General features: G+C 66.2%; 22 protein-coding genes. 4 read left to right on the top strand and 18 right to left on the bottom strand.

Annotated elements, in window-relative coordinates; genetic code table 11:
* Positions 1–758: 758 nt before the first annotated feature.
* From AC1DIM_RS18040 to AC1DIM_RS18030, 3 genes are all read left to right on the top strand, one after another.
* Positions 759–2,231 (top strand): APC family permease, encoded by a 1,473-nt coding sequence (locus tag AC1DIM_RS18040; RefSeq protein ID WP_477711874.1) that lies wholly within the window; start codon positions 759–761, stop codon positions 2,229–2,231.
* Complete coding sequence (locus tag AC1DIM_RS18035) at positions 2,228–2,971, top strand: IclR family transcriptional regulator (RefSeq protein ID WP_477711873.1); 744 nt, start codon at positions 2,228–2,230, stop codon at positions 2,969–2,971. The genes AC1DIM_RS18040 and AC1DIM_RS18035 overlap by 4 nt, the downstream gene beginning before the upstream one ends.
* Positions 2,972–3,105: 134 nt before the next feature.
* Positions 3,106–3,732: a thymidine kinase gene (locus tag AC1DIM_RS18030; protein WP_477711872.1), complete on the top strand. Its 627-nt coding sequence runs from the start codon at positions 3,106–3,108 to the stop codon at positions 3,730–3,732.
* A gap of 58 nt (positions 3,733–3,790) precedes the next feature.
* On the opposite strand, the gene AC1DIM_RS18025 is transcribed toward AC1DIM_RS18030, so the two are convergent.
* The 3 genes from AC1DIM_RS18025 to AC1DIM_RS18015 all read right to left on the bottom strand — a co-directional run bounded on the left by AC1DIM_RS18025 (position 3,791) and on the right by AC1DIM_RS18015 (position 6,941).
* On the bottom strand, positions 3,791–4,981 hold the full coding sequence (locus AC1DIM_RS18025; RefSeq protein WP_477711871.1) for a 4-hydroxybenzoate 3-monooxygenase: 1,191 nt from the start codon (positions 4,979–4,981) through the stop codon (positions 3,791–3,793).
* 124 nt (positions 4,982–5,105) lie between these two features.
* Complete coding sequence (locus AC1DIM_RS18020; protein ID WP_477711870.1) at positions 5,106–5,855, bottom strand: IclR family transcriptional regulator; 750 nt, start codon at positions 5,853–5,855, stop codon at positions 5,106–5,108.
* Between the two features lie 36 nt (positions 5,856–5,891).
* Positions 5,892–6,941 carry an FUSC family protein gene (locus AC1DIM_RS18015; RefSeq protein WP_477711869.1) on the bottom strand — a complete coding sequence of 350 codons (1,050 nt, stop codon included), beginning with the start codon at positions 6,939–6,941 and terminating at the stop codon, positions 5,892–5,894.
* A 151-nt stretch (positions 6,942–7,092) separates the two neighbouring features.
* Between AC1DIM_RS18015 and AC1DIM_RS18010 the strand changes: the two genes are divergently transcribed.
* Positions 7,093–7,932 (top strand): ACT domain-containing protein, encoded by an 840-nt coding sequence (locus tag AC1DIM_RS18010; RefSeq protein WP_477711868.1) that lies wholly within the window; start codon positions 7,093–7,095, stop codon positions 7,930–7,932.
* A gap of 80 nt (positions 7,933–8,012) precedes the next feature.
* Here the strand turns inward: AC1DIM_RS18010 and AC1DIM_RS18005 are convergent, their stop codons facing one another.
* The 15 genes from AC1DIM_RS18005 to AC1DIM_RS17935 form a co-directional block, all read right to left on the bottom strand.
* Positions 8,013–8,930: a diacylglycerol/lipid kinase family protein gene (locus tag AC1DIM_RS18005; protein ID WP_477711867.1), complete on the bottom strand. Its 918-nt coding sequence runs from the start codon at positions 8,928–8,930 to the stop codon at positions 8,013–8,015.
* A gap of 45 nt (positions 8,931–8,975) precedes the next feature.
* Positions 8,976–10,349: an NAD(P)(+) transhydrogenase (Re/Si-specific) subunit beta gene (locus tag AC1DIM_RS18000; RefSeq protein WP_477711866.1), complete on the bottom strand. Its 1,374-nt coding sequence runs from the start codon at positions 10,347–10,349 to the stop codon at positions 8,976–8,978.
* Positions 10,346–10,636 carry an NAD(P) transhydrogenase subunit alpha part 2 gene (locus tag AC1DIM_RS17995; protein WP_477711865.1) on the bottom strand — a complete coding sequence of 97 codons (291 nt, stop codon included), beginning with the start codon at positions 10,634–10,636 and terminating at the stop codon, positions 10,346–10,348. Before AC1DIM_RS17995 ends, AC1DIM_RS18000 begins: the two co-directional genes overlap by 4 nt.
* On the bottom strand, positions 10,636–11,844 hold the full coding sequence (locus AC1DIM_RS17990; protein ID WP_477711864.1) for a Re/Si-specific NAD(P)(+) transhydrogenase subunit alpha: 1,209 nt from the start codon (positions 11,842–11,844) through the stop codon (positions 10,636–10,638). Before AC1DIM_RS17990 ends, AC1DIM_RS17995 begins: the two co-directional genes overlap by 1 nt.
* 120 nt (positions 11,845–11,964) lie before the next feature.
* The gene (locus AC1DIM_RS17985) at positions 11,965–12,777 is read right to left on the bottom strand and encodes an IclR family transcriptional regulator domain-containing protein (RefSeq protein ID WP_477711863.1); all 813 of its coding nucleotides are present in this window, start codon (positions 12,775–12,777) and stop codon (positions 11,965–11,967) included.
* 118 nt (positions 12,778–12,895) lie between these two features.
* Positions 12,896–13,564: a 3-oxoacid CoA-transferase subunit B gene (locus AC1DIM_RS17980; RefSeq protein WP_477711862.1), complete on the bottom strand. Its 669-nt coding sequence runs from the start codon at positions 13,562–13,564 to the stop codon at positions 12,896–12,898.
* 2 nt (positions 13,565–13,566) lie between these two features.
* Positions 13,567–14,226: a 3-oxoacid CoA-transferase subunit A gene (locus AC1DIM_RS17975; RefSeq protein ID WP_477711861.1), complete on the bottom strand. Its 660-nt coding sequence runs from the start codon at positions 14,224–14,226 to the stop codon at positions 13,567–13,569.
* A 2-nt stretch (positions 14,227–14,228) separates the two neighbouring features.
* Positions 14,229–15,425: a thiolase family protein gene (locus tag AC1DIM_RS17970; protein ID WP_477711860.1), complete on the bottom strand. Its 1,197-nt coding sequence runs from the start codon at positions 15,423–15,425 to the stop codon at positions 14,229–14,231.
* Positions 15,426–15,510: 85 nt separating this feature from the next.
* Positions 15,511–15,969, bottom strand: coding sequence for a 4-carboxymuconolactone decarboxylase (gene pcaC / locus AC1DIM_RS17965; RefSeq protein ID WP_477711859.1), 459 nt, complete (start codon positions 15,967–15,969; stop codon positions 15,511–15,513).
* Positions 15,966–16,787, bottom strand: coding sequence for an alpha/beta fold hydrolase (locus AC1DIM_RS17960; RefSeq protein WP_477711858.1), 822 nt, complete (start codon positions 16,785–16,787; stop codon positions 15,966–15,968). Before AC1DIM_RS17960 ends, pcaC begins: the two co-directional genes overlap by 4 nt.
* Complete coding sequence (locus AC1DIM_RS17955; RefSeq protein WP_477711857.1) at positions 16,780–18,282, bottom strand: lyase family protein; 1,503 nt, start codon at positions 18,280–18,282, stop codon at positions 16,780–16,782. The genes AC1DIM_RS17960 and AC1DIM_RS17955 overlap by 8 nt, the downstream gene beginning before the upstream one ends.
* Positions 18,279–18,848: a protocatechuate 3,4-dioxygenase subunit alpha gene (gene pcaG, locus AC1DIM_RS17950; RefSeq protein ID WP_477711856.1), complete on the bottom strand. Its 570-nt coding sequence runs from the start codon at positions 18,846–18,848 to the stop codon at positions 18,279–18,281. The genes AC1DIM_RS17955 and pcaG overlap by 4 nt, the downstream gene beginning before the upstream one ends.
* Complete coding sequence (gene pcaH / locus AC1DIM_RS17945) at positions 18,841–19,683, bottom strand: protocatechuate 3,4-dioxygenase subunit beta (protein WP_477711876.1); 843 nt, start codon at positions 19,681–19,683, stop codon at positions 18,841–18,843. Before pcaH ends, pcaG begins: the two co-directional genes overlap by 8 nt.
* A gap of 82 nt (positions 19,684–19,765) precedes the next feature.
* Positions 19,766–21,754, bottom strand: a complete 1,989-nt coding sequence (locus AC1DIM_RS17940) for a bifunctional sugar phosphate isomerase/epimerase/4-hydroxyphenylpyruvate dioxygenase family protein (RefSeq protein ID WP_477711855.1) — start codon at positions 21,752–21,754, stop codon at positions 19,766–19,768.
* The gene (locus AC1DIM_RS17935) at positions 21,754–22,635 is read right to left on the bottom strand and encodes a shikimate dehydrogenase (RefSeq protein ID WP_477711854.1); all 882 of its coding nucleotides are present in this window, start codon (positions 22,633–22,635) and stop codon (positions 21,754–21,756) included. The genes AC1DIM_RS17940 and AC1DIM_RS17935 overlap by 1 nt, the downstream gene beginning before the upstream one ends.
* Positions 22,636–22,682 lie beyond the last annotated feature (47 nt).

Raw genomic sequence — 22,682 nt, 5'->3', positions numbered from 1 at the left:
ACGGAACGATTCCGCCGCGGCCGGCCCGTCCTTCAGGATCGCCGCCGCCCGGGAAATCTCCGCACGCGACAACGGATCCAACGGGTGCGATACCCCAACCTCGGCGTGAATTTCAGTGTTGAGAGTCATGGTTTTCTCCTTGGTTCTTTTCAAAATGAGGGCTCACGGGATAGCGGCCGGCGCCGCTTCCCCGGCTGATGCCGGCTGAATTGCCATTGCGGAATAAATAGCCGCAAAGATTCGCGGAATAACAGAACTACTCATCTTTAGTTTTGTCAGAACTGTCAATTCCCTTGTCCATACGATGCTGCGCTAAAGATCACTCCCGAGTCCGGATGAGGCTAGAGAAGGGATCACTTGGAATCGACATCCTCAATTTCAGAAGTGTCAGTCGAGCTCTACTCTGAGCACTGCTGGCGTGATGTCGATCACTTGCATTCCGTCTGTGGAAGAAAAACTACGTCATGCAGCACACCCGGGGCGAGCCTTTTAGTGATCTCTGCGTGGGAAATTCGCGGAGGCATTTTCCCGCCCCAGTTAACATGTTGGAAACATTCGGGAGTGGGCCGGGAAGCCTTAGGGCGTGGGAAAATCGATCCAGATTTTTCTCACTGCAGTTAACATGCTGGAAACATTCACAAACGCTTCCGCGGGCGTCATCGAGAGCAGGGAATGCTAATGTTTTGCACCTCCGGCCAGTGACTCTTGTCACGCGAAATCAACGACGAGCCCGCACGCCGGAGGGAAAGTTGGTCCCAGTGTCTGCCCGCGGTGATCGCTTCATCACGCCCCGCTCTCCAGTGGAGGGTCTGAGGCGCCGGAAGCTTTCCTTCCTGCCGGTGTTCGCGCAGTCAATAGCCAACGTGGCACCCGCGGGTGCGATGACGGTCATTCCGGCCCTGATCTTTCCGGGCCTTGTCTTTGGGTCCGACGGACCGAACCTTGTGCTGACATTCGGTGTAGCCATGGCGGTCATGATCCTGGTTTCCTTATGCCTGAGACCAATGGCAAAGCGAATGGCTGCCGTCAGCGGGCTCTACAGCTACACAGCCAAGGGGCTTGGCCAACGGACAGCTATTACCGCCGGCTGGTCGGCCATCTTCGGGTACGGTCTTGTGGCCATGGCCAGTCTGTTGGCTGTTGGTACATATGCCGTTGAGCTGTTCACTAACCTGGGCATCCCCGTGGCCGATGCAAGGTTAGTCACGGCGCTGGTCATTCTTGCGGCCGCAGGTGCCGCCTGTTTCCTTATGGTGAGGGGGATCCAGTTATCCGCGTGGTCCACACTGTTAATGGAAACCATTTCAATCGGGATCCTTGCCGTCCTCATGGTGGTCTACTTCGCCTTCCACGAGCCGGACGTCAATCTCGGGACTGTGTTTGCGTGGAACGGAAATTTTGATTCGTTATCGATCGCAATCGTGGTGGCTGTCAGCGCCTTTGTTGGCTTTGAAAGCCCGACCACGCTCGGAGGCGAGGCGCAGAAACCCTTCGTCAGCGTTCCACGGGCCATCACCTGGACCCCCGTTCTGGCGGGCGTTCTCTATCTCCTCGCCGCGACCGCCCAGGACGTAGCCCTCAGAGAGGCCCCGGCAAGCATTACAGCCAGCCCTACACCGTTGTCTGACCTTTTTTCGCAGACCTCCCCGGTGTTCGCCGCACTCCTTGACCTGGGAATCACTGCATCGTGGTTTGCGTGCGCCATCGCATCCGTGAACGCTCTGGCCCGGATTTTCTTCTGCATGGGCAGAGAAGGCGTTGCCCCACGGGCAGTCGGCCGGACGCATCGCATTTTTCGGACGCCCTCGACGGCGATCCTGGCCGTCATGCCGATTGTTGCCATCGTTCCCATCGCGATGGTCATCTCCGGAGCACGACCTGAGCAGGGCCTCGCCAATCTCTTCACGCTGGGCGCCTACGGATACCTCGGGTCCTATGTCCTGGCCAGTGCGTCCCTGCCCTTCTTCCTGCGCCGGATAGGGGAGGGCACTTACGCCAGTTGGATACTCGGAGCCACCACTTCCCTGGTCCTCGGTGCGGTGCTCTGGACGGCTGCGACGGTAACGATTCGCGCAGGCAACATGCAGACCGTCATTTACGGCAGTGTGCTCCTCGCAAGCGTCATTTTCGCCACCTACCTTCGCATCCGGTTACCTGAGCGGCTGGCGGGCGTTGGGATCTACGACGAGACCCGGGAATCAGACCTGTTTCATGGCGGCCCGGTCAAATGAACTACAGGCCAAAACACGCCGGTTCCGGCCCGGCGTCAAACTCGCTCAGAATCCTGGAAATCGTGGCACGCTTCGGCACCGGAACAACGGCGAAAGAGATCACTGATGGCCTGCGTATGCCTCCGGCGACCGCCTACAGGCTCTTGAATGCGCTTGTCGGAGACGAATATCTGGTCCGCACTTCTGATCTCCGTGGCTTCGCACTCGGACACGCGATTTCAGATCTGGTGACTGCTGCGGCCCCGCCCACCGTTCCCACCGCCGCCCGCGCCGTCATAGAAGAGTTTCGGCAGGGAAACCGTTTCGCGGTGCACCTCTTTGTGTTCAGGAGTGCTTCCCTCAGGATCGCCGATGAAGATCCTGATTATCCGCTCCACTCGGTCTTCGAGCTGCTCCGGTACCCGCACACCTCCGCAGCGGGGAAACTGATGCTCGCTGAACTTGGTGATTCGGTCTTCCCGCTTCCGGGCGGTCAGTTGGTGAAGTTGACGGAGCAGACCATTACCGATCATGGCCGGCTGGACGAGCAACTCGCGGAAATAAGGCTCACAGGCCAGGCCTCGGAAATCAATGAATTTGAATCAGGATCCGCCAGCCTGGCCCTTCCGGTACGAATGCCCAACGGGTCAGCCGGCGGGGCACTCTGTCTCTCCGGCCCCGCAGAACGGTTCGCCACCATCTGCGAACATGCCGAAGCGGCCCGCGAGCTGACGCTTCGGCTGGCACCTCTCCTGTTCTGACTGCCTGGAACGGATCCACAGAGACTCCGGGAAACCGTGAGCAATCGCCGGCATCTGCCAGCGCGGACACACACCGGCATGGCCCGCGGATATTCGGCATAGGATCGATAGCCGGACCCATTGAAAGGACCATCTTGGCCAAGCTCTACTTCCGCTACGGCGCCATGAACTCGGGTAAATCCACCGGACTCCTGCAGGCGGCCTTTAACTACGAGGAGCGGGGCCAGCGCGTCCTGCTGGCCAAACCCGACGTGGACACCAAGGGTGACACCGACATTGTGTCCCGGCTGGGGATGACGCGGTCCGTGGACTTCCTGATTGCGCCAGACACGTCCGTCCGGGAACTCTTCGCCGCCCATGCAGCCGGCGATGACCCCGATGCCCTCCTGGAGCACGTGGATCAGAAGCCGGTGGCGTGCCTGCTGGTGGACGAGGCACAGTTCCTCACCCCGGACCAGGTGGATGACCTGTTCCGCATCGCCATCCTGGACAACGTGCCGGTGCTGGCCTACGGCATCCGGACGGACTTCCTGACGCACGCCTTCCCCGGATCGCGCCGGCTGTTGGAGGTCGCCCACACGGTGGAGGAGCTCAAGACGATCTGCCGCTGCGGGCGCAAAGCCATCTTCAACACCCGGCGCGTCGGCAACGACGTGGTCTTCGACGGCGACCAGGTGGCCATCGACGGGCAGGACGTCTGGTACGAATCCCTGTGCGGCGCCTGCTACCTCGAGGCATCCGGCGGACGCCTCGGCGCCTAACGGGCCGCTTGGCGGCTAACCTGCGGCCCGGCGTTAAGGCCGAGCCGCATGTCAGCGCCTAGCGGACCCCGGGCCAGCCAGTGTATGCCTCGGCCAGGTAGGCCATGCCGTGCTTCGAAGAGACCACCGAGCTAAGTTCGCCGAGCTGGCGGGCGCGGGAGAAGTCATCCGCTTCAGTGGGGGTGTGGAGCATGGTGGTCATCCAGTAGGAGAACTGCTGCGCCTTCCAGACGCGCTCGAGGGCGCTGTCGCTGAACGAGTCCAGCAACTGCGTGGAGCCGGACTTGTAGTAGCTGTCCAGTCCCTCAAAAAGCATCTTCACGTCGTGGATGGCCAGGTTCAGGCCCTTGGCCCCTGTGGGGGGCACGGTGTGTGCGGCGTCGCCGGCCAGGAACAGGTTTCCGTAGCGCATGGGGGTGTGCACAAAACTGCGGAACGGCAGGACCATCTTGTCGATGACGGGGCCCTCCTTCAGCTCGAAGCCGTTGCCGTTGACCCGGCTGCGGAATTCAGCCCAGATCCGGTCGTCATCCCACTCGGCCACGTTCTCCTTGGGATCACACTGGAAGTACATCCGCTGCACCGTCTCGGTGCGCTGGCTGATCAGGGCAAAGCCGTTGTCCGAGTTGGCGTAGATCAGCTCGTCGGAGCTCCGCGGGGCCTCCGCCAGGATGCCGAACCAGGCGAACGGGTACTCGTGGAAGTACCACTTGCGGTGGGCTTCGGGGATCTGGAAGCGGCAGTGGCTGCGTGAACCGTCCGCGCCCACCAGGAACTCGGCCTGGATCTCAAACTCGACTCCGTCCGAGTCGGTGAACCAGACCTTCGGTTTGCCCTCGAGGTCGTGGACGGTGGTGTCCGTGACGCTGTAGCGGACGTCGCCGCCGTCGGCCTTCCGCCGCGCGGCGAGGTCCAGGAAAACGTCCGTCTGGGGGTAGAGCCACACGGATTCGCCCACGAGGTCCTTGAAGTCGATGCGGTGGCTTTCGCCATTGAAGCGCAGCTCAATGCCGTCATGCCGGTCGCCGTCGCGCAGCACGCGGTCCGAGACGCCGCTGTCCACCAGCAGGTTGACGGTGCCGTGTTCCAGGATTCCGGCGCGGACCGTTTCGGAGATGTCCTTGTGGCTGCGCACCTCGATGACGGTGGATTCGATGCCGGCCTTGGCCAGGAGGTGGGAGAGCATCAGGCCGGCGGGGCCGGCGCCCATGATGGCCACCTGGGTGGTGATGACTTTACGTTGTGCCATGGTTGGTCCTCGCTTCGTTGCGGGGGCTCTGACTGCCTGCAGAGCCTGGTGGTTTGTCTGGCTTTCAGTGTGCAGCGCGAAAGGTGATTGGCGTAACACCCATTCCGTTCAACGGAATGTGGGCCTAGATTCCGGCGTCGCCGAGCCTGCGGGCGATGCCTCGCGCTGCTGTCTGCAGGGCGGGCACCAGGGCCTGCAGCCGCATCTCCCGCAAGGGGACGACGACGCCGAGCGCGGCCACGGCGCGCTGCCGTCCGTTCAGCACGGGGACGGCTATGCCCCAGGTGTCGGGGTCCACCACGCCCGCGAGCTGGGCGAATCCTTGATGGGCCGCTTCGCTCAGCAGGGCACGAACCGCATCCGCTGTCACGCTGCCGCCGGGATCGGAGAACTGGTCAAGATACGCGGACTGCACGGACTTGTCCTGGTGGGCCATGAGTGCGAGCCCGGCCGAAGACACGTGGACGGGCATCCGGCCGGCCACCCTGGCCCGGTTGGCAACGGATCCGCGCCGGGAGAGCCGCTCCACAAAGAGCGCTTCCCAGCCGTCCAGAACCGCCAGGTTCACGTTCTGGTTCAGGACCTGCTGGATGTCTTCCATGAACGGCATGGCGGCCTGCCGCAGCGCCAGTGTGGGCGAATTGCGGTTGACCAACTCCCACAGGCGCAGCCCGGGCCGCACCGCCCCGCCGTCGACCGTTTCCAGCAGGCCGTGCGCGGCTAACTGCCGTACGAGCCGGTGCGCGGTGGTCAGGGGCAGCCCTGCCCGGTCCGCAAGCTCGGACAGCTGGAGGCTGCTGACGCCCTCGGGGAAGGCTGAGATCACCCGGACCACGCGGTCCACTACCGAGTCACCGGACAGCGAGTTGGCCATGGCCGCTCCTTCCATTCAATGGTGCACCCAGCCAGATTACACTCGACGGCGCCGCCATAGGGCCGGCGCCAGCACCACGGCTACGCCGACGGCGGCGCCGATCACCGTCTCGATGATGCGGTCGCGCAGCAGGATAGTGGGCGACGCCGGCACCACCAGCAGGGTGGAGATCAGAGCCAGCGGTGTCACCACGACCTGGGCCAGCACATATTGGCGGGCAATGAAGAGTTCAGCGCCGAACTGGCATAGGGCGATGACCAGCACGATCTGCCACGGAGCGAGATTCAGCAGCAGGATGGCGGCGAGCAATGCCAGGCCCAGCACGGTGCCAATGATTCGTTGGATGCCCCGCCGGACCCGGTGCCGGGTGGTGTGCCCCACCAGCGGGACAACAGCTGCGACCATCGCCCAATAGTTGTGTCCGAACCCGAGCCAATGCCCGGCCAGAGTGGCCAGGGAACCTGCCACCCCGGCGGCCACAAGGTAGCCCAGGCCTTCCAGCCACGCCGTCCGTTCCTCGCCATCCGCCAGCCGGATCGGAGCGGGCCACACCCAAGGCGCGCGGTGGCTGGGCAGCACGCGCGAGGAGAAGCCGATCACCAGCGACAGCGCAGTGGTGAGCACAGCCACCAGCATGGCGTCCAGGATTGGCGGCTGGTTAGGGATGGAGGCGATGGCCGCAAACGCGAAGATGTGGAAGAGCGAGCCTGCCGGGCGAAGGCGCAGCAGGGCGATGGCCACGGAACAACCGCCGGCCACCAAGGTGGTGGCCACAACCAGGAGCCAGGTGGTCACCGCCTGGTCCAGCCCCCAGGCGTCCCCCATCCTCGCCGCGAGGGCAGCCAAAAACATGACCAGCAGCATCAGCAGGCCGGCCCGAAGCTGCACCACAAACCGGGTGCCATGCGGAACATTGCGTCCGTAGATTCCCGTGAACGCACCGAAAGAGGCGAAAATTGCCACGTCCAGCCGGCCGAGCAAAAGCAGGGTGATCAGGGGAACAAATATTCCAACGGCGCAGCGCAGCGCTGGCTGGTGATCGTTGTTGGCCGGCGCAATGCTGAACATTTCAGCGAAAAACTTCACGTTCCGAGTGCCTCTTCCTTCGGTAGCCCGTGCAGGAGATACCCGCCCTGGAGCGGCAGGACCAGCACCCCTCATCCTATGTCCCGGACCTTTCCCACGTTCGGAACGGCAAGGCAACACCCCCGTAACACCACCACGCAACGCTTGAGCCATGAAGCCCACCGCAAGTAATCCAGCCGCCTCGGATTTGAGCTGTGAAGTCTGCGGCCTGATGCCCGAACCCACCAAGACCCGACTGACCGTGGCCAACGTGGCCGTGATGCTCCCGATTGAACTGCTGGTCCATGCCGTGGTGGTGGAAACGCCCCTGCCGTACCTGGCCAAGGTGCTGGTCCTCACCCTCACGGCCACCGTGCTGGTGATCTGGGTGGCCGAACCCTCCGCAGCCAGAATCCTGCGGGGGTGGCTGCACGCGCCGGCGCTCCGGCACCGGAAGAGGCTGGGCAGCGCACCGGCACTGTGGCGGGCCCGCACGGTCCTGCAGGACCAGCCGGGCTCACTGCAGCGGGTCACCAAGGCGCTGGCCCGGCTGGACACCAACATCCTCAGCATCCACGTCCATCCGGTCGCCGGCGGCGTTCTGGACGAGTTTGTGTTGTCCGCGCCGGGCGACCTGAGTGAACGGCAACTGCTGGAGGCACTGGACGACGCCGGCGGCTCCCGCTCCCACGTCTGGCCCACCACCGCTCTTGCCATGGCCGACGGCCAGACCAAGGCGCTGACCTTGGCGGCCCGGATCGCCGACGCGCCGGACGAACTCCCGCTCGCGGTGGCCGAACTGCTGCGCGCCAGGGTCCTCACCCCGGCCGAAGCTGCCGTGGAAAAGCACGACGCCGGGACCCGGCTTAAGATCCCCACCGCCTGGCACGGGCCCCTGACCTTTGCCCGTCCCGGCGAACCGTTCACGCCCGCCGAGTCAGCCCGCGCGCACCGGCTCGCCGAGCTCGCAGAAATCCTGGCCCACCGTCCGGCCCCGGCCCACCTCATGTAGGCCGGCCCACCCCAACCAGGTAGCAGCAGATGTCGTTCCAAGCCCTCAAACCGACACCTGCTGCTACCTGGTTGGGCGGGTTACATGCGGACGGTGAGCGCCCCGGGGTCGATGGTCATCAGGACGTGCTTGCCTTCGCCGTCATGGTCGCCGTCCAGCTGAAAATCGTCGTTGTGTTCCAGCGTGATCTCCACGGATTTCCCCTGGAAATACTCCACTGCTGTGTCCTTGCCCCGGCCTTTGCCGATCATGCCGGCGATCACCGAGAACCAACCCAGCTTCCCCTGTGGTGCCAGCACTGCCACGTCCAGCAGGCCGTCATCCATTTTGGCATCGGGGAAGATCTCCAGCCCGCCCTGGACCTTGCCGCAGTTGCCCACCATGACGCTGCGGATGCCGCGGTGCACCACGGATTTACCGTCGATCACAATGGTGGCCTTGACCGGTTTGCCGGGCAGGTTCCGGATCCCCGCGTCCACGTAGGCCAGCCAGCCCACCTTGTCTTTCAGGTCCTCGTTGGTGTCGGCCATGATGGTGGCGTCGTAGCCCACGCCGGCCATCACCAGGAAGAGCTGCTCCTTGTCGGGGTCGTTCCGGCGGGCGCGGATGACGTCGATCTTTCGCTCGGTTCCCGCCAGCGCCCCGGCCATGGCCCCGTCAAAGTCCGCGACGTCCATGCCGAGGTTTCGGGCCAGGAGGTTTCCGGTGCCGAACGGAAGCAGCCCCATGGGCACATCCCCGCCGGCCAGCACCTCAGCCACACACCGCACGGTACCGTCGCCGCCGGCGGCAATAACGACGTCGGCCCCTTGCTTGAGCGCTTCCCTCGCCTGGCCGACGCCCGGGTCCTCCCTGCTGGTCTCGAGCCAGATGGGCTCACCCCAGCCGTTTTCCGAACAGTGCTTGGCCGCCAGGGCCTTAACGTCGACTTCCACCGGCTTGGCGGGATTGATGATGATGGCCGGACGCTTGAGGTCCGTGGAGCCGTTGGCAGTCATGGTGTCCTTCGATGAAGTTGAATACGCTTGTGGAAAGGCTACTTGCTACAGCGCTTTCACGGCGCCCAGCACCTTGGCCAGTGAATCCTTGGCGTCGCCGAAGAGCAGGGATGTCTGCGGTTCGTACAGGAGCTCGTTCTCAATCCCTGCGAAGCCGGGCCGCATGGAGCGCTTCAGGAAGATCACCTGACGGGCGTCGGCCACCTCCAGGATGGGCATGCCATAAATCGGCGAGCCGGATGACGTCTTTGCGGCCGGGTTCACCACATCATTGGCTCCGACCACCAAGGCGACGTCGGCCGTCCGGAATTCGGAGTTGATCTCGCCCATCTCCCTGAGCGACTCGTACGGCACGTTGGCCTCGGCCAGGAGAACATTCATGTGCCCCGGCATCCGGCCGGCCACCGGGTGGATGGCAAAGTCCACCTCAATGCCGCGTGCTTCGAGGGCCAGCGCCAGCTCCGCGGCGGTGTGCTGTCCCTGCGCCACGGCCAGTCCGTAGCCCGGCACAATGATGACCCGCTGCGCGTAGCCCAGGAGTACCGCCACGTCCTCGGCGCTGGAGGACCTGACCGGACGTTCGCTGACGGCGGTGGATCCCGCCGTCGAGCCTCCCTTGAAGGCACCGAACAGGATTCCGGCCACACTGCGGCCCATCGCCGCGGCCATGGCCCGGGTGAGGATGGTGCCGGAGGCACCCACCAGCGTGCCCGCCACCACCAGGAGCACGTTGCCCAGCACCACGCCGGACGCGGCCACCGCAAGGCCGGTGAAAGCGTTCAGGAGTGAGATGACGATTGGCACGTCGGCCCCGCCCACGGGCAGCACCAGCAGTGCGCCGGCAACAAGTCCCAGCACCAGCAGCAGCACCGCGAGCGGCAGGGAACCGGTGAAGACGACGGCGACGGCGGTCCCTACCGCGGCGAGCAGCACCACCGCCATCACCACGGGGAGCCCGGCGAACACCACCGGGCGGGTGGTCATCAGTTCCTGGAGCTTGGCGAACGTGACGCCCGATCCCGCGAAGGACACGGCCCCCACCAGGAGGGTGAAGACGATGGCGAGCCGCACCCAGGGGTCTTCGTTGTGGCCAAGTTCCAGCAACGCGACGAGTGCCGCGGCACCGCCGCCGACGCCGTTGAACAGGGCAACCAGCTGGGGCATCTGCGTCATTTTCACCCGCCGCGCCACGGGCGCGGCTACCGCCGTTCCCACCGCGATGGCTCCGATGATCCAGGGGATGTTCTCCAGCCTGGCCGACAGGAACACGGTGACGACGGCGAGCAGCGCACCGAAGGCGCCGAGCAGGTTGCCGCGGCGGGCGGTGCGTGGAGAGCTAAGGCCGCGGAGGGCCAGGATGAAGAAAACTGCGGCGGCGAGGTAAAGGAGGGAGGTCCAGACCGGATCGAGGAGGCTCACTTTCCGTCCTCCCTGCGGGCCCGGAACATGTGCAGCATCCGGTCGGTGACCACAAAACCGCCCACCAGGTTGGCGGTGGCCAGCACCACCGCCAGCAGTGCGACGGCCAGGATGCCCGGGTCCGTGGCCTGGCCGGCAACGATAATGGCACCCACCAGGATGATGCCGTGGATGGCGTTCGCGCCGGACATGAGGGGCGTGTGCAAGGTGCTGGAAACCTTCGAGACCACCTCGAAGCCCACAAACACCGCCAGCACCGTGACGGTCAGCAGGCTCATGCCGTCCATCAGATTCCCCCCTCGTTCTGGAGCTGCGCTTCCTGGACCCTGGGCGCATGGTCGGGCAGTGCCGGGATGACCGCCGCCAGAGCCTCGGCCGTAGGCAGGTGCCGCACAGCGCCGTCGTGCGTGAGGCAGGCACCGGCGATCACGTCGTCGCCGAAGTCGGGCGTCACTTTGCCGTCCCGGATCATCAGGGCGAGCAGGTTGGCAACGTTCTTCGCGTAGAGCCGGGACGCGTCCGAGGCCATCGCGGACGGTGCGTCCTTCAGCCCCACCAGGGTGACATAACCCTGGCCGTCGGCGGTGGGCAACAGGATGTCCTCGCCGGGAACAACACCCTCCACGTTGCCCCCGGACTCTGCGGCCAGATCGACGACAACCGACCCGGGGCGCATGCCCCGCACCATCTGGCGGCTCACCAGGAGCGGGGCGCGCCCGCCGGGGACCGACGCCGTCGTAATCAGGACATCAGCCTGGGCAACATGCGGGGCGAGGAGTTCGCGCTGGAGGGCGCCGCGGTCGGCGCTGAGTTCGCGGGCGTAACCGCCGGAGGCCTCCGCCGTTTCCAGGTCCAGGTTGATGAAGGTTCCGCCCATGGACGCCACTTCGTCGGCGGAGGCGGGCCGGATGTCGTTGGCGGACACGCGCGCGCCGAGCCTCTTTGCCGTGCCGATGGCCTGCAGCCCGGCGACACCGGCGCCGAGCACCAGGACCCGGGCCGGCGGGACGGTGCCGGCGGCGGTCATGTACAGCGGGAAGAACCGGGGCAGCCTGATGGCGGCTTCCAGCACGCAGCGGTAGCCGGCAACCAGGGCCTGGGAGCTGAGCGCATCCATGGACTGCGCGCGGGAGATGCGGGGCACCAGTTCCATGGCGAAGGACGTGACGCCGGCTTCCGCGAGTGCCTGCACAGTTGCGAGCTCGGACGACGGCGAGGCCAGGCCCACGGTGACAGCGCCCCTTCTCAGCGCCTTCGCCGTCGCGGGTTCCAAGGGCCGCACGTGGGCAAGGATGTCCAGCTCAGCGGGGTCGAGGGCCCGGATGATGCGGGCTCCGGCCTGGGCGTACTCGTGGTCCGAGTGGCCGGCGGCGGCACCCGCATCCGCTTCGATCAGGACGTCCAGGCCCAGCCCCGCCAGTTGTTTGACTGTTTCCGGTGTGGCGGCAACACGGCGCTCACCCTCATGCCGTTCCCGCGGTATGCCCAGTTTCAACCGCCAGCTCCCTTACGGACGTAGTTGGCTTGAGTCTATGACGCACCGAGGAGTTTTTGTCCAGATATTCACACTTCCGGGTCCCGAAGCCGGGATTATCTGGACAAAAACTCGTGGCGGTCAGCCGCGCGCGGTCAGGTCCGCCGAGATGAGCTTGGCCGTGGCCACAATTTCCTGCGCAACGGAGGCCAGGTACGCTTCCGGGTCCGGCTGGGCCGCCACGGACTGGGCCTGCAGGGATACGTTGACGGCGGCCACCACCTTGGTGGGGCCGTCATAGACCGGAGCCGCAACGGACATCAGCCCCAATTCAAGCTCCTGGTCCAGCAGGCACCAGCCTTGGGCCCGGACCGTGTCCAGCACCGCCACCAGCTCCGGAACGGTTCCGAGCGCCCGCGGCGTCAGCGGCCTGATCTGCGCGTCGGCAAGGTAGGCCTTGAGCCGGGCGGCCGGCAGGGCGGCAAGCAGCACCCTGCCCATGGACGTGGCGTAGGCGGGAAAGCGGGTGCCTACCGTGATGCCGACGTTCATGATCCGGCGCGTGGTCACCCGGGCGATGTAGGCGATCTCCGTGCCGTCCAGCACGGCCGCGGAGGTGGACTCACCCAGTTTGAGGGAAAGTTCCTCCAGGTGCGGCTGGGCGAGCTGCGGCAGGGACAGCCCGGAAAGGTAGGCGTAGCCGAGCTGCAGGACCTTGGCGGTGAGCGCGAACGTCTTGCCGTCGGTCCGGACGTAGTCGAGCTCGACCAGTGTGTGCAGGAACCGCCGCGCGGTGGCCCGGGTCAGGTCGGTCCGCGCAGCCACCTCGGAAAGGGTCATCAACGGATGGTCGTTGTCGAAGGCACGGATGACGGCCAGCCCGCGCGCCAGCGATTGCACGTACTGGTCGCTCGCCTGCGGAGCGGCGCGTGCAGCTGCTGGTGCGTTGGTCATGGTTACCAATCCTAAAGGGGTGGGCGGGGTCAGGTTTCGCTCCCCAACCACCGGCGGCGAGGCCCATTCTGCGTCCCAAGACGCGGCTTTGGAACGTGGAGCGGGCCTCGCAACGGGACTAAGCGGCTGCCTTCAGCGGGACCGGCACCAGTTCCTGGAGTTCCTCCAGGGTGCAGCCGAACGTCTCGCGGACTGTGACGCCGTCGGGCCCGGTCAGGAACACGGCCTTGTCTGTGTAAACGCGGGTGACGCAGCCGACTCCGGTGAGCGGGTAGGTGCATGCTTCCACGATCTTGGAGGCGCCTTCGCGGGTCAGGAGCGTCATCATCACAAAGACGTCCTTGGCGCCGGTGGCCAGGTCCATGGCGCCACCGACGGCGGGAATCGCGTCAGGCGCGCCGGTGTGCCAGTTGGCGAGGTCGCCCGTGGCCGAGACCTGGAAGGCGCCCAGCACGCAGATGTCCAGGTGGCCGCCGCGCATGATCGCGAACGAGTCAGCATGGTGGAAGTAGGACGCCCCCGGGAGTTCGGTGACCGGTATCTTGCCGGCGTTGATGAGGTCGCCGTCGATCTGGTCACCCACGGCCACGGGACCCATGCCGAGCATGCCGTTCTCCGTGTGCAGGGTGATGTTCTGCTCGGGCTTGAGGTAGTTCGATACCAGGGTGGGCTGGCCGATGCCGAGGTTCACGAACGAGCCGGGCTTGATGTCCCGTGCCACGAGCTCGGCGAGCTCGGCGCGGCCCAGGGGCTTGTCACTGGTCTGGAGGGAAGTTGCGGTGCTCATGCTCAGGCCACCTTCACGATGCTGTTGACGTAGATTCCGGGGGTGACCACGTTTTCCGGGTCGAGTCCGCCGGTGGGGACAATTTCGGACACCTGGACCACCGTGTGCTTCGCGGCGGCGGCCATGATGGGGCCGAAGTTCCGGGCCGTCTTGCGGTACACGAGGTTCCCCACGCCGTCGGCCTTCAGGGCCTTAATCAGCGCGACGTCGGCGTGGATGGGGGTCTCGAACACCTGACCGCGGCCGTCGATGATGCGGGTTTCCTTGCCCTCGGCCAGCATGGTGCCGTACCCGGTGGGGGTGAAGAACCCGCCGATGCCGGCACCCGCGGCGCGGATGCGCTCGGCCAGGTTGCCCTGCGGGACGAGTTCCAGCTCGATCTCACCAGCGTGAAACTTGGCGTCGAAGTGCCAGGAATCGGACTGCCGCGGGAAGGAACAGATCATCTTCCTGACCCGGCCTTCCTTGATCAGGAGCGCCAGGCCCTGATCGCCCTGGCCGGCGTTGTTGTTCACCACCGTCAGGTCCTTCGCACCGCAGTCCATCAGTGCGTCGATCAGTTCGAACGGCTGCCCGGCGTTGCCGAACCCGCCGATCATCACGGTGGAGCCGTCCTTGATGCCGGACACGGCCTCGTTCACGGAATCAACAAAATTCAGCATCGTTATGCCTTTCCAGCAGTGACGTTTTCGAGGACAACGGCCAGGCCCTGGCCCACACCGATGCAGATCGCGGCGACGCCCCAGCGTTGCCCGGAGGCCTGCAGGGACCGGGCGAGGGTGCCCAGGATCCGGGTGCCGGACGCGCCGAGTGGGTGGCCCATGGCGATCGCGCCGCCGTGGCGGTTCACGATGGCGGGGTCGATGCCCCAGGCGTTGATGCACGCCAGGGACTGTGCGGCGAACGCTTCGTTAAGTTCGACGGCGCCGACCTGGTCCCAGCTGATGCCGGCCTTCGCGAGGGCCTTGTTCGCGGCCTCCACCGGGGCGTAGCCGAAGAACTGGGGATCGTTGCCGTGCGCGCCGCGGCCGGCGATGCGGGCCAGCGGCTCTAGCCCCAGCAGCCCGGCGGCATTTTCGGACCCGATCCAGGCTGCGGAGGCGCCGTCGGAGAGTGGGGACGCGTTCCCGGCGGTCACGGTGCCGTTCTCGGCGCGGAACACCGTCTTCAGCCCGGCCAGCTTCTCCGCGGAGGAGCCGTCGCGAATGCTTTCATCCCGGACCAGGTCCGTGCCCGGGACCGGGGCCACCAGGTTGTCGTAGAAGCCCTCATCCCACGCGGCGGCGGAGAGGTTGTGCGAGTTCGCGGCGAACTCGTCCTGCTGATCGCGGGTCACGCCGTACTTTTCGCGGAGCCTCTCGGTGGCCTCGCCCAGGGAGATGGTCCACTCCTTGGGCATGGCCTTGTTCACCAGGCGCCAGCCCAGCGTGGTGGAGGCCAGGGTCATGTCACCGGCCGGGTAGGGCTTCTCCGTCTTCGGCAGGACCCAGGGGGCGCGGGACATCGACTCGGCCCCGCCCACGAGCATGAGCTCGGCGTCGCCGGCGTTGATCTGGCGCGAGGCGATGATCGCCGCGTCCAGGGAGGACCCGCACAGCCGGTTCACGGACGTGCCCGGGATCGAGACCGGCAGCCCCGCGAGCAGCGTGCCCATCCGGGCGATGTTGCGGTTCTCCTCGCCGGCACCGTTGGCGTTGCCGAACACGACCTCATCGATGCGCTCAGGGTCCAGCCCCGGAGCGCGCTTCACGGATTCGCTGATCACGTGCGCGGCAAGGTCATCCGGGCGGACGGCCGCGAGGCCTGAGCCGAACTTGCCGAACGGGGTACGCACGGCGTCGTACACAAATGCCTGGTTCAAAACTTCTCCTCAATTCGGTGCGTGGATTCCCAACTAGGTAGCAGTTGATGTCGTTTTGAGGGCTCATAACGACATCTGCTGCTACCTAGTTGGGCGGGGTGGGGGTGTCTGTCGCGGCAGCGTCGATTTCGCGGAATACCTGCTGCGCGGTCTTGAAGGCSGTRTTGGCGGACGGGACKCCGCAGTAGATGGCCGTCTGGAGCAGGATTTCCTTGATCTCGTCCCTGCTCAGGCCGTTGGTGAGAGCCGCGCGGATATGCATGGCCAGCTCTTCCCAGTGCCCGTGCGCCACCATCGCAGTGATGGTCACCGCTGAGCGCATCTGACGGGAGATGCCGGGCCGGGTCCAGATGCCGCCCCACGCAATCCGCGTGATCATGTCCTGGAAGTCCTCGGTGAACTCGTCCTTGTTGGCGTTGGCCCGGTCCACGTGCGCGGCGCCGAGCACTTCGCGGCGAACCACCATGCCGCCGTCGTAAATCTCCTGGCTGCTGGCCTCCGGTTGGACCACGCCATGCCGTTCAGCGCCGCTGAGGCTGCTCACTTTGCTGCTCCCCGCGATTCAGTCCAAGAGATGAGGCTCCGCAGCAGTTCCGCAACGTGGGCGGGTGCCTCGGCGGGAGCCAGGTGGGCCACGCCTTCCAGGGAAACGGCGTTCGCCGTGCCTCCCCCGGCGGTGATGCCGGCCGCGATTTCTTCCGCGAACGACGGCGGCACAACAGTATCCGCCACACCGGCAACAGCCTGCGTGGGGACGGAGATGCTGCCGAGCTCGGCGCGCACATCGTAGGCAGCCAGGGCTTCACAGCAGAACGCATAGCTGAAGCGGTCAGCGTCGCGCAGGGAGTGCAGGAGCCGGCTGCTCAGGTCCGGCTCGCGGTCCATAAAACCCGGTGCGAACCAGCGTTCCGCCGATCCCTGGATGACCACGGGCGTGCCCTGGCCGCGCACCAGTTCCGCGCGCTCCAGCCAGCCCTCAGGGGTGCCGATCTTCGCGCCGGAGCACTGGACGGACAGGCTCTTGAGGCGTTCGCCATGCTTGATGCCAAGCTGCAGGCCGGTGGCCCCGCCCAGCGAGACACCGGCGTAGTGGAAGGACTCGCCGGGGGCGATCGAGTCCGCCAGGTCCACCACCGAATCTGCCAGGTCGGCGACATCGAAGGTCTCGGTGGCCTTCGGCGATACGCCGTGGCCGGGCAGGTCCCAGGCCACAACGTCGTACTCATTGGCCAGCAGCGCCGCCGTCCCGCTCCAGAGGGCAGCTGAGGAGGTGCCCAGGGAGGGGCCAACCACCAACAGGGGGCGTTCGCCAAGGGCTCGTTGGGGCGAAAGCAGAACTGCCTTCAGGGTCGGTTTAGCCACGGTTGGCTCCATTCTGGTCGGGGTTTACTGATGACGCCGGGTCTGCAGTCACGGCAAGGGCTGGGGCGAAGTCAGGGTACTCGGCCAGGATGCGCCGGGAGATCTCGGCTGCCTGGCCGAGGTAGCTCGCGGGGTCAAGAAGTTCGTCGAGGCGCAGATCGGTGAGCGCGCCCGCGGGAACGGCCTCGCGGAGCAGCCGCCGGTAGGTCGAACCCTGCTCCGCAGCAGGCGCGGCAAGGGTCGCGTCCACCACGTCCTGCAGCTGCTCCTTGCCCGTGCGGCCATCCTTCTCCGCCAGGAGCGGGGCGACGGCGGCGCCCACCCCTTCAGCCAGGAGCAACGGTCCGGCCAGGTCGAGGTTGCGGCGCAGGGCAGCCGGGAAGACCTGGAGGCCTTCGGCCAGCTCGCGGAGGTGGCCAGCCGCCCCCAGGGCCAGACGAAGGAGGTGGCGGAGTGCCGGCCATTCGATGTGCCAGGCGGCGTCGGGGCGTTCGTCGTTGAAGTTGGCGGCGGCCAGGTGCAGTTGGGCCAGAAGCTGCGGAGCCTGCAGGGCTGCGCTGCGGATCAGGACGGACAGCACAGGGTTCTGCTTCTGCGGCATCGCGGAGGACACGCCACGGCCCGCAGCGCGTGGTTCGGCGAGTTCGGCTACTTCAGGCCGGCTCATCAAGAGGACGTCCGTGGCGATCTTGCCCGCAGCACCCAACACGGCGGCCAAGGCGTTGCCGAGGGCCGTGACTGCCAGCCGGTTCGTGTGCCACGGCGCGGGGGCAGTGGCCAGGCCCAGTTGTCTGGCCAGGGAATCGGCCAGGGTAAAGGGGGTGGCGGATGCGCCGGCGGTCAGCACGGTTCCGGCCGCCAACGTTCCAGCGGCCCCGCCGAACTGCACCGGGAACTGCACGGTTTCCAGTTGGCGTCCCGCGGCGGCCACGCCGTGGAACCACTGGGCCGCGCGCAGCCCGAAGGTAAACGGGAGGGAGTGCTGGGTCAGGCTCCTGCCCACTCCCAGCGTGTCCGCATGCTTTTCCGCCAGGGCGGCAAGCGCCGTCGTTGTGCTTTTCAGGTCGGCAACCAGCGCCTCCACAGTGTTCCGCGCCACCAGCATCAGGGCCGTATCAAGAACGTCCTGGCTGGTCAGCGAGGTGTGGACGGCTTTCCCGGCACCGATACCGGCCGCATCCAGCGCCGACACCTGCTTGCGCAGGTCCGCCAGCAACGGAATGACGGGGTTGCCGCCGCCCTGGGCCCGGAGCGCGACGTCTGCTGCGTCGTAGCGGCCCGCTTCTGCCGCGGAAGCCACGACGGCGGCGGACCCGGCCGGCGCCAGCCCCGCCTTGTCCAGCACCGCAGCCCAGCCGGACTCGACGGCGAGGATCGCCGCGAGCACAGCCCGGTCGCCGGTCAGCGCCGCCACCAGGGGCGACGCCGAGACGGGACTCAGCAGGCCGACGTCGCCGTCGGCCGCGCTTCCGAAACCCAGGGCGGCATCAGTCACTGGAAGTCCAGGAAGACTGTTTCGCCCTCACCCTGCAGCCGGAGATCCCACGTGAGTCCGCCGTCGGCGTCGCGGCGTGCAATCAGGGTCTGCCGGCGTTCCGGATCAAGGGAGCTCAGCAGGGGGTCCTTCGCCAGGGCCTCCTCGTTTTCCGGCAGGTAGATCCGGGTGAAGAGCCGGTTCATCAGGCCGCGGGCAAAGACCGCGACGGAGATGAACGGGGCTGCACCCTCCTCGGTGGGGCCGGGGTTGACGGTAGTGAAGGTGAACACGCCGGTGTTGCCCACGGCGCTGCGGCCGAATCCGGTGAAGGTGTAGCCGTCGCGCACCAGCGATCCGGTGTGCTGCGGGACCTTGCCCTCGGAATCCGCCTGCCATATCTCCAGGATCGCGTCGGGGATCGGATGCCCGGCGCCATCGTACACGGTGCCCTGGAGCCGGATGGAGCCCGGGGAGCCGGGGGCCAGCAGTTCGCGGTCCTTGTTGTAGGGCAGGGCGTAACCGTAGAACGGTCCCACGGTCTGGCCGGGGGTGGGAGTCAGCTTGGTGGGGCTGGGGTTACTCATGGTCGTCTCCTTCTGCGCCGAGGGCCTCGTTCTCGGTCCAGGTCCGCTTCGACCCGGTCAGCACGATGTCCCAGTTGTAGGCGAGGGCCCACTCGGGTTTGGTCTGTTCGTGATCGTAGGTCGCGACAAGCCGGTCGCGGGCGTCCTGGTCCACGATGGACTGGTAGATCGGGTCCAGCGGGAAGAGCTGGTCACCGGGGAAGTACATCTGGGTGACGATCCGCTGCGTGAACTCCTGCCCGAACAGCGAGAAGTGAATGTGGGCGGGGCGCCAGGCGTTGAGGTGGTTCTTCCACGGGTAGGCGCCGGGCTTGATGGTGATGAAGCTGTAGGAGCCATCGGCCCCGGTGATGCAGCGGCCCACGCCGGTGAAGTTGGGGTCCAGGGGTGCGGGGTGCTGGTCACGCTTATGGATGTAGCGGCCGGCGGAGTTCGCCTGCCAGATCTCCACGAGCTGGCCGGCTACCGGGCGGCCGTCACCATCGAGGACGCGTCCCGACACCACGATCCGTTCGCCCAGCGGTTCACCGTTGTGCTGGATGGTGAGGTCCGCTTCCAGCGCGTGCACGTCCATGTGCCCGAACGCCGGCGAGTACAGCTCGATGGTCTCAGGGTCCGCGTGGTGCAGGTCCTTGGTGGGGTGGCGCAGGACGCTGCTGCGGTAGGGGGCGTAGTCCAGCCGCGGCTGGATTTCAGCCTTGGCGCCGTTCTTGAGGGCCTGGGCGTAAGCATCGCCGAGCGCCTTCATCTCGGCGCTCAGGTCCGCCTGCGACTCTGCGGCGGCATCCAGGGGTGCGTACTGCTTCGGTGCGGCCTCTGTGGCGTCATCGGACACGTCCTCGGTGAGCGGATCCGCGTTGTAGGTTTCGAGGTTGATTCCTTCAGGCACAGCAGCCTCCTTTCATAGGGTGTTGGTGTTACTTGGCGGGTACGGGGTTCAGTCGGTGCAGGAGGTCGTACTGGACTGCGTGGCGGACAGGGGCGTTGGGCGCCCCATAACCGTCATAGGTGCCGCGGCGTTCCACCATCTCGAAGAACACGCTACCCACGGTGGCGGTGTAGAAATGCAGGAACTCGCCGTCAGCGTCGCGGTCGTACAGGAGGTTCAGCTCCTGCAGCGTGGCCAGGAAGTCGGGGTCGAGGCCGAAGCGCGCGTTCAGGTCCTCGTAGTAGTTGGCCGGGATCTGCAGGAACTCGAGGCCCCGGGCCTTGCAGTCCCTGGCCGTGGCTACCAGGTCGCCCACCGCGAAGGCGATGTGCTCCTGGTAGGTCCGCCGGGCGCCCGTTCCGGACGGATCCGGTCCGGAAGCGCCGTCCTGCTGGATCAGGGGTGCCAGGTTCAGCACCAGGCGCACGGCGCGGTCGCCGGTAGCCATCACCTGCGAACGGACCAACCCGGTGGGGCTGGGGACCTCGGCGAAAGGTTGCGGTTCCAGTGCCAGGGCGCTCGTGTAAAAGAGGACGGCCTCGTCAAAGTGCTGCCACGGCTGGGCGAGATTGACGTGGTCGATCACGGCGGTGGCACCGGCGGCGGGAACTAGCAGCCCCTCACCGAATTCGCTGCCCTCACCGAATTCACTCGTCCAGGCGGCGGTGCCGTCGGGACTGCCCTGGCACAGGAAGATCTCCGTGGAGTCGGGCGCTGCGAAGCCCTGGAACACCTCCTCGTTGGCCTGGCTTTTGCGCGGAACCGCGGGGGCCTTGAGTTGCTGGGCCCGGGCTGAGGCAATCACCGGGGAATCGACGTCGAACCCCAAAGCGGCGATGGCGGGCGATGCGTCCGCCCTGTTCACGGGCGAATGAGGCGCCGCCTCGTTGACGATGACCCGGGCATGGCCCATGGTCCACAGCTGCACGTCCTTGGTGCGGTGCCGGCCGTTGAATTCGAAGCCGAGCTGGCCCAGGACAGTTTCCAAGCCCTTGGTGTCCGCGGCCCTGACCTCGGCAAAGTTGTAGCCGGCCGGTTCGGCCACCTGCGGAAGCGTGGCCAGTTCCATGGGATAACGACGGCGGCCAGGGGCCGCAGGAGCACCAGCAACAGTGCCGGGGGCACCGGCGGCCGTGGCGGCGAGGACCGGCACGTTGGCATTGAGCCATTTGGCGCTCTGCTCCTCCAGCCAGATGAGCGAGCGCATGCCGTCCACGGCTGTGCGCTCGACGTCGGACTGCCTGAAGACGTCGTTGAAGATCTCCAGTGACACCGGCCCGCTGTACCCGGCACGGACCACGTGGCCCATGAACTTGGCCAGCTCAAACTGTCCCTCGCCCGGGAACACCCGGTAGTGCCGGCTCCAGGACAGGACGTCCATGGAGAGCTTCGGCGCATCCGCCACCTGGACGAAGAAGATCTTCTCCGGGCTGAAGGCTTCGATGGGCGCCGTGTCCCAGTTGCGGGAGAGGATGTGGAAGGAGTCCAGGCAGGTACCCAGGTTGGGGTGGTCCACCGTCTCAACCAGCCGGTGGGCGTGCTCGTAGTCGTTGACGTACTTGCCCCAGGCCAACGCCTCGTAGGCGACCCTGACGCCGTGGTCCCCTGCCAGCGCCGCCAGCCGGCCGAGCTGGTCCGCGCGGAGGTCGTCGCTGTCGATGTTGGCCGTGGCCACGTTGGAGCAGACCAGGATGGTGTCCATGCCCAGCCGCGCCATCAGCTTGAACTTTGCCTCGGCGCGGCGAAGGTTGGCGGCCAGGAGGTCCTCGGACACGCTGTCGAAGTCGCGGAACGGCTGGTAGAGGTCCAGGGTGAGGCCCAGGTCTGCAGCCATCTTGCGGACGTCCTCAGGAGTGAGGGGCGAGGTGACGAGGTCCTGTTCGAAGATTTCAATGCCGTCGAAGCCCGCGATGGCGCAGGCCTGCATCTTTTCCTTCAGCGTGCCGGAGAGGCAGACTGTGGCGATTCCGGTGCGCATCAGGCAGCCACCTCTTCCTGGGCCACGAGTTCCAGGAAGTGGCTGCGCATACGGTCCGCGTCGGCTTCCATTCCGGTGAAGATCCGGAAGGAGTCCGCCGCCTGTCCCACGGCCATGCGGCCGCCGTCCAGGACCTCACAGCCCTTGGCCCGGGCGCTCAGTACAAGCTCGGTTTCGATGGGCCGGTAAACGATATCCGCCACCCAGTGCCGGGATTCGAGCAGGTCCAGGTCCAGCGGGACTCCCGGATGGGCGGCCATGCCAACAGGCGTGCAGTGCACCAGGCCGTCAGCCAGCGGCATCAGCTGCGGCAGCTCCGCCGTCGTACGCGGTGTGATGGTGCGGTCCGGGAAGAAACCGGACAGTTCCGCAGCGCGCGCAGCTGCGCGTTCCAGGTCCATGTCCACCAGCTCCAGTGCCTTCACGCCGGCGGTAAGCAGGGCATAGGCGACAGCGGATCCGGCACCTCCCGCGCCGAGCTGGACCACGCGGTCCAGCTGTGCGCCCGGAAGGCCGGACGCCAGGGCGGCGGCGAACCCGGAGAAGTCGGTGTTGTGGCCGATGAAGCGGCCGTCTTCGATCACCACGGTGTTGACGGCGCCGAGCCTGCGGGCATCCGGCGAGACTTCGTCAAGGTACTGGAGGACCAGCTGCTTGCAGGGATGGGTGATGTTCAGTCCGTTGAAACCAAGGCTGCGGGCGCTCTTGAGCAGTTCCCCGACGGAGTCGCCTGCCAGTCCCAGTTCCAGCAGATCGATGGGGCGGTACAGGTAGCGCAGGCCTTGGACATCGCCTTCGCGTTCGTGCATGGGTGGAGTGAGTGACGGCGTGACGCCGTCGCCGACCAGTCCCACAAGGTAGGACTCAGTTCGATTGCTCATCCGGGCAGCTCCTTTGATACGGCACGTGACGGGCGGCGGCGCTCAAG

The sequence above is a fragment of the Pseudarthrobacter sp. 01T43 genome (genome assembly GCF_056398665.1).
The sequence above is the reverse complement of the archived record's forward strand: the minus strand, read 5'-3'. Positions and strand labels throughout refer to the sequence as shown.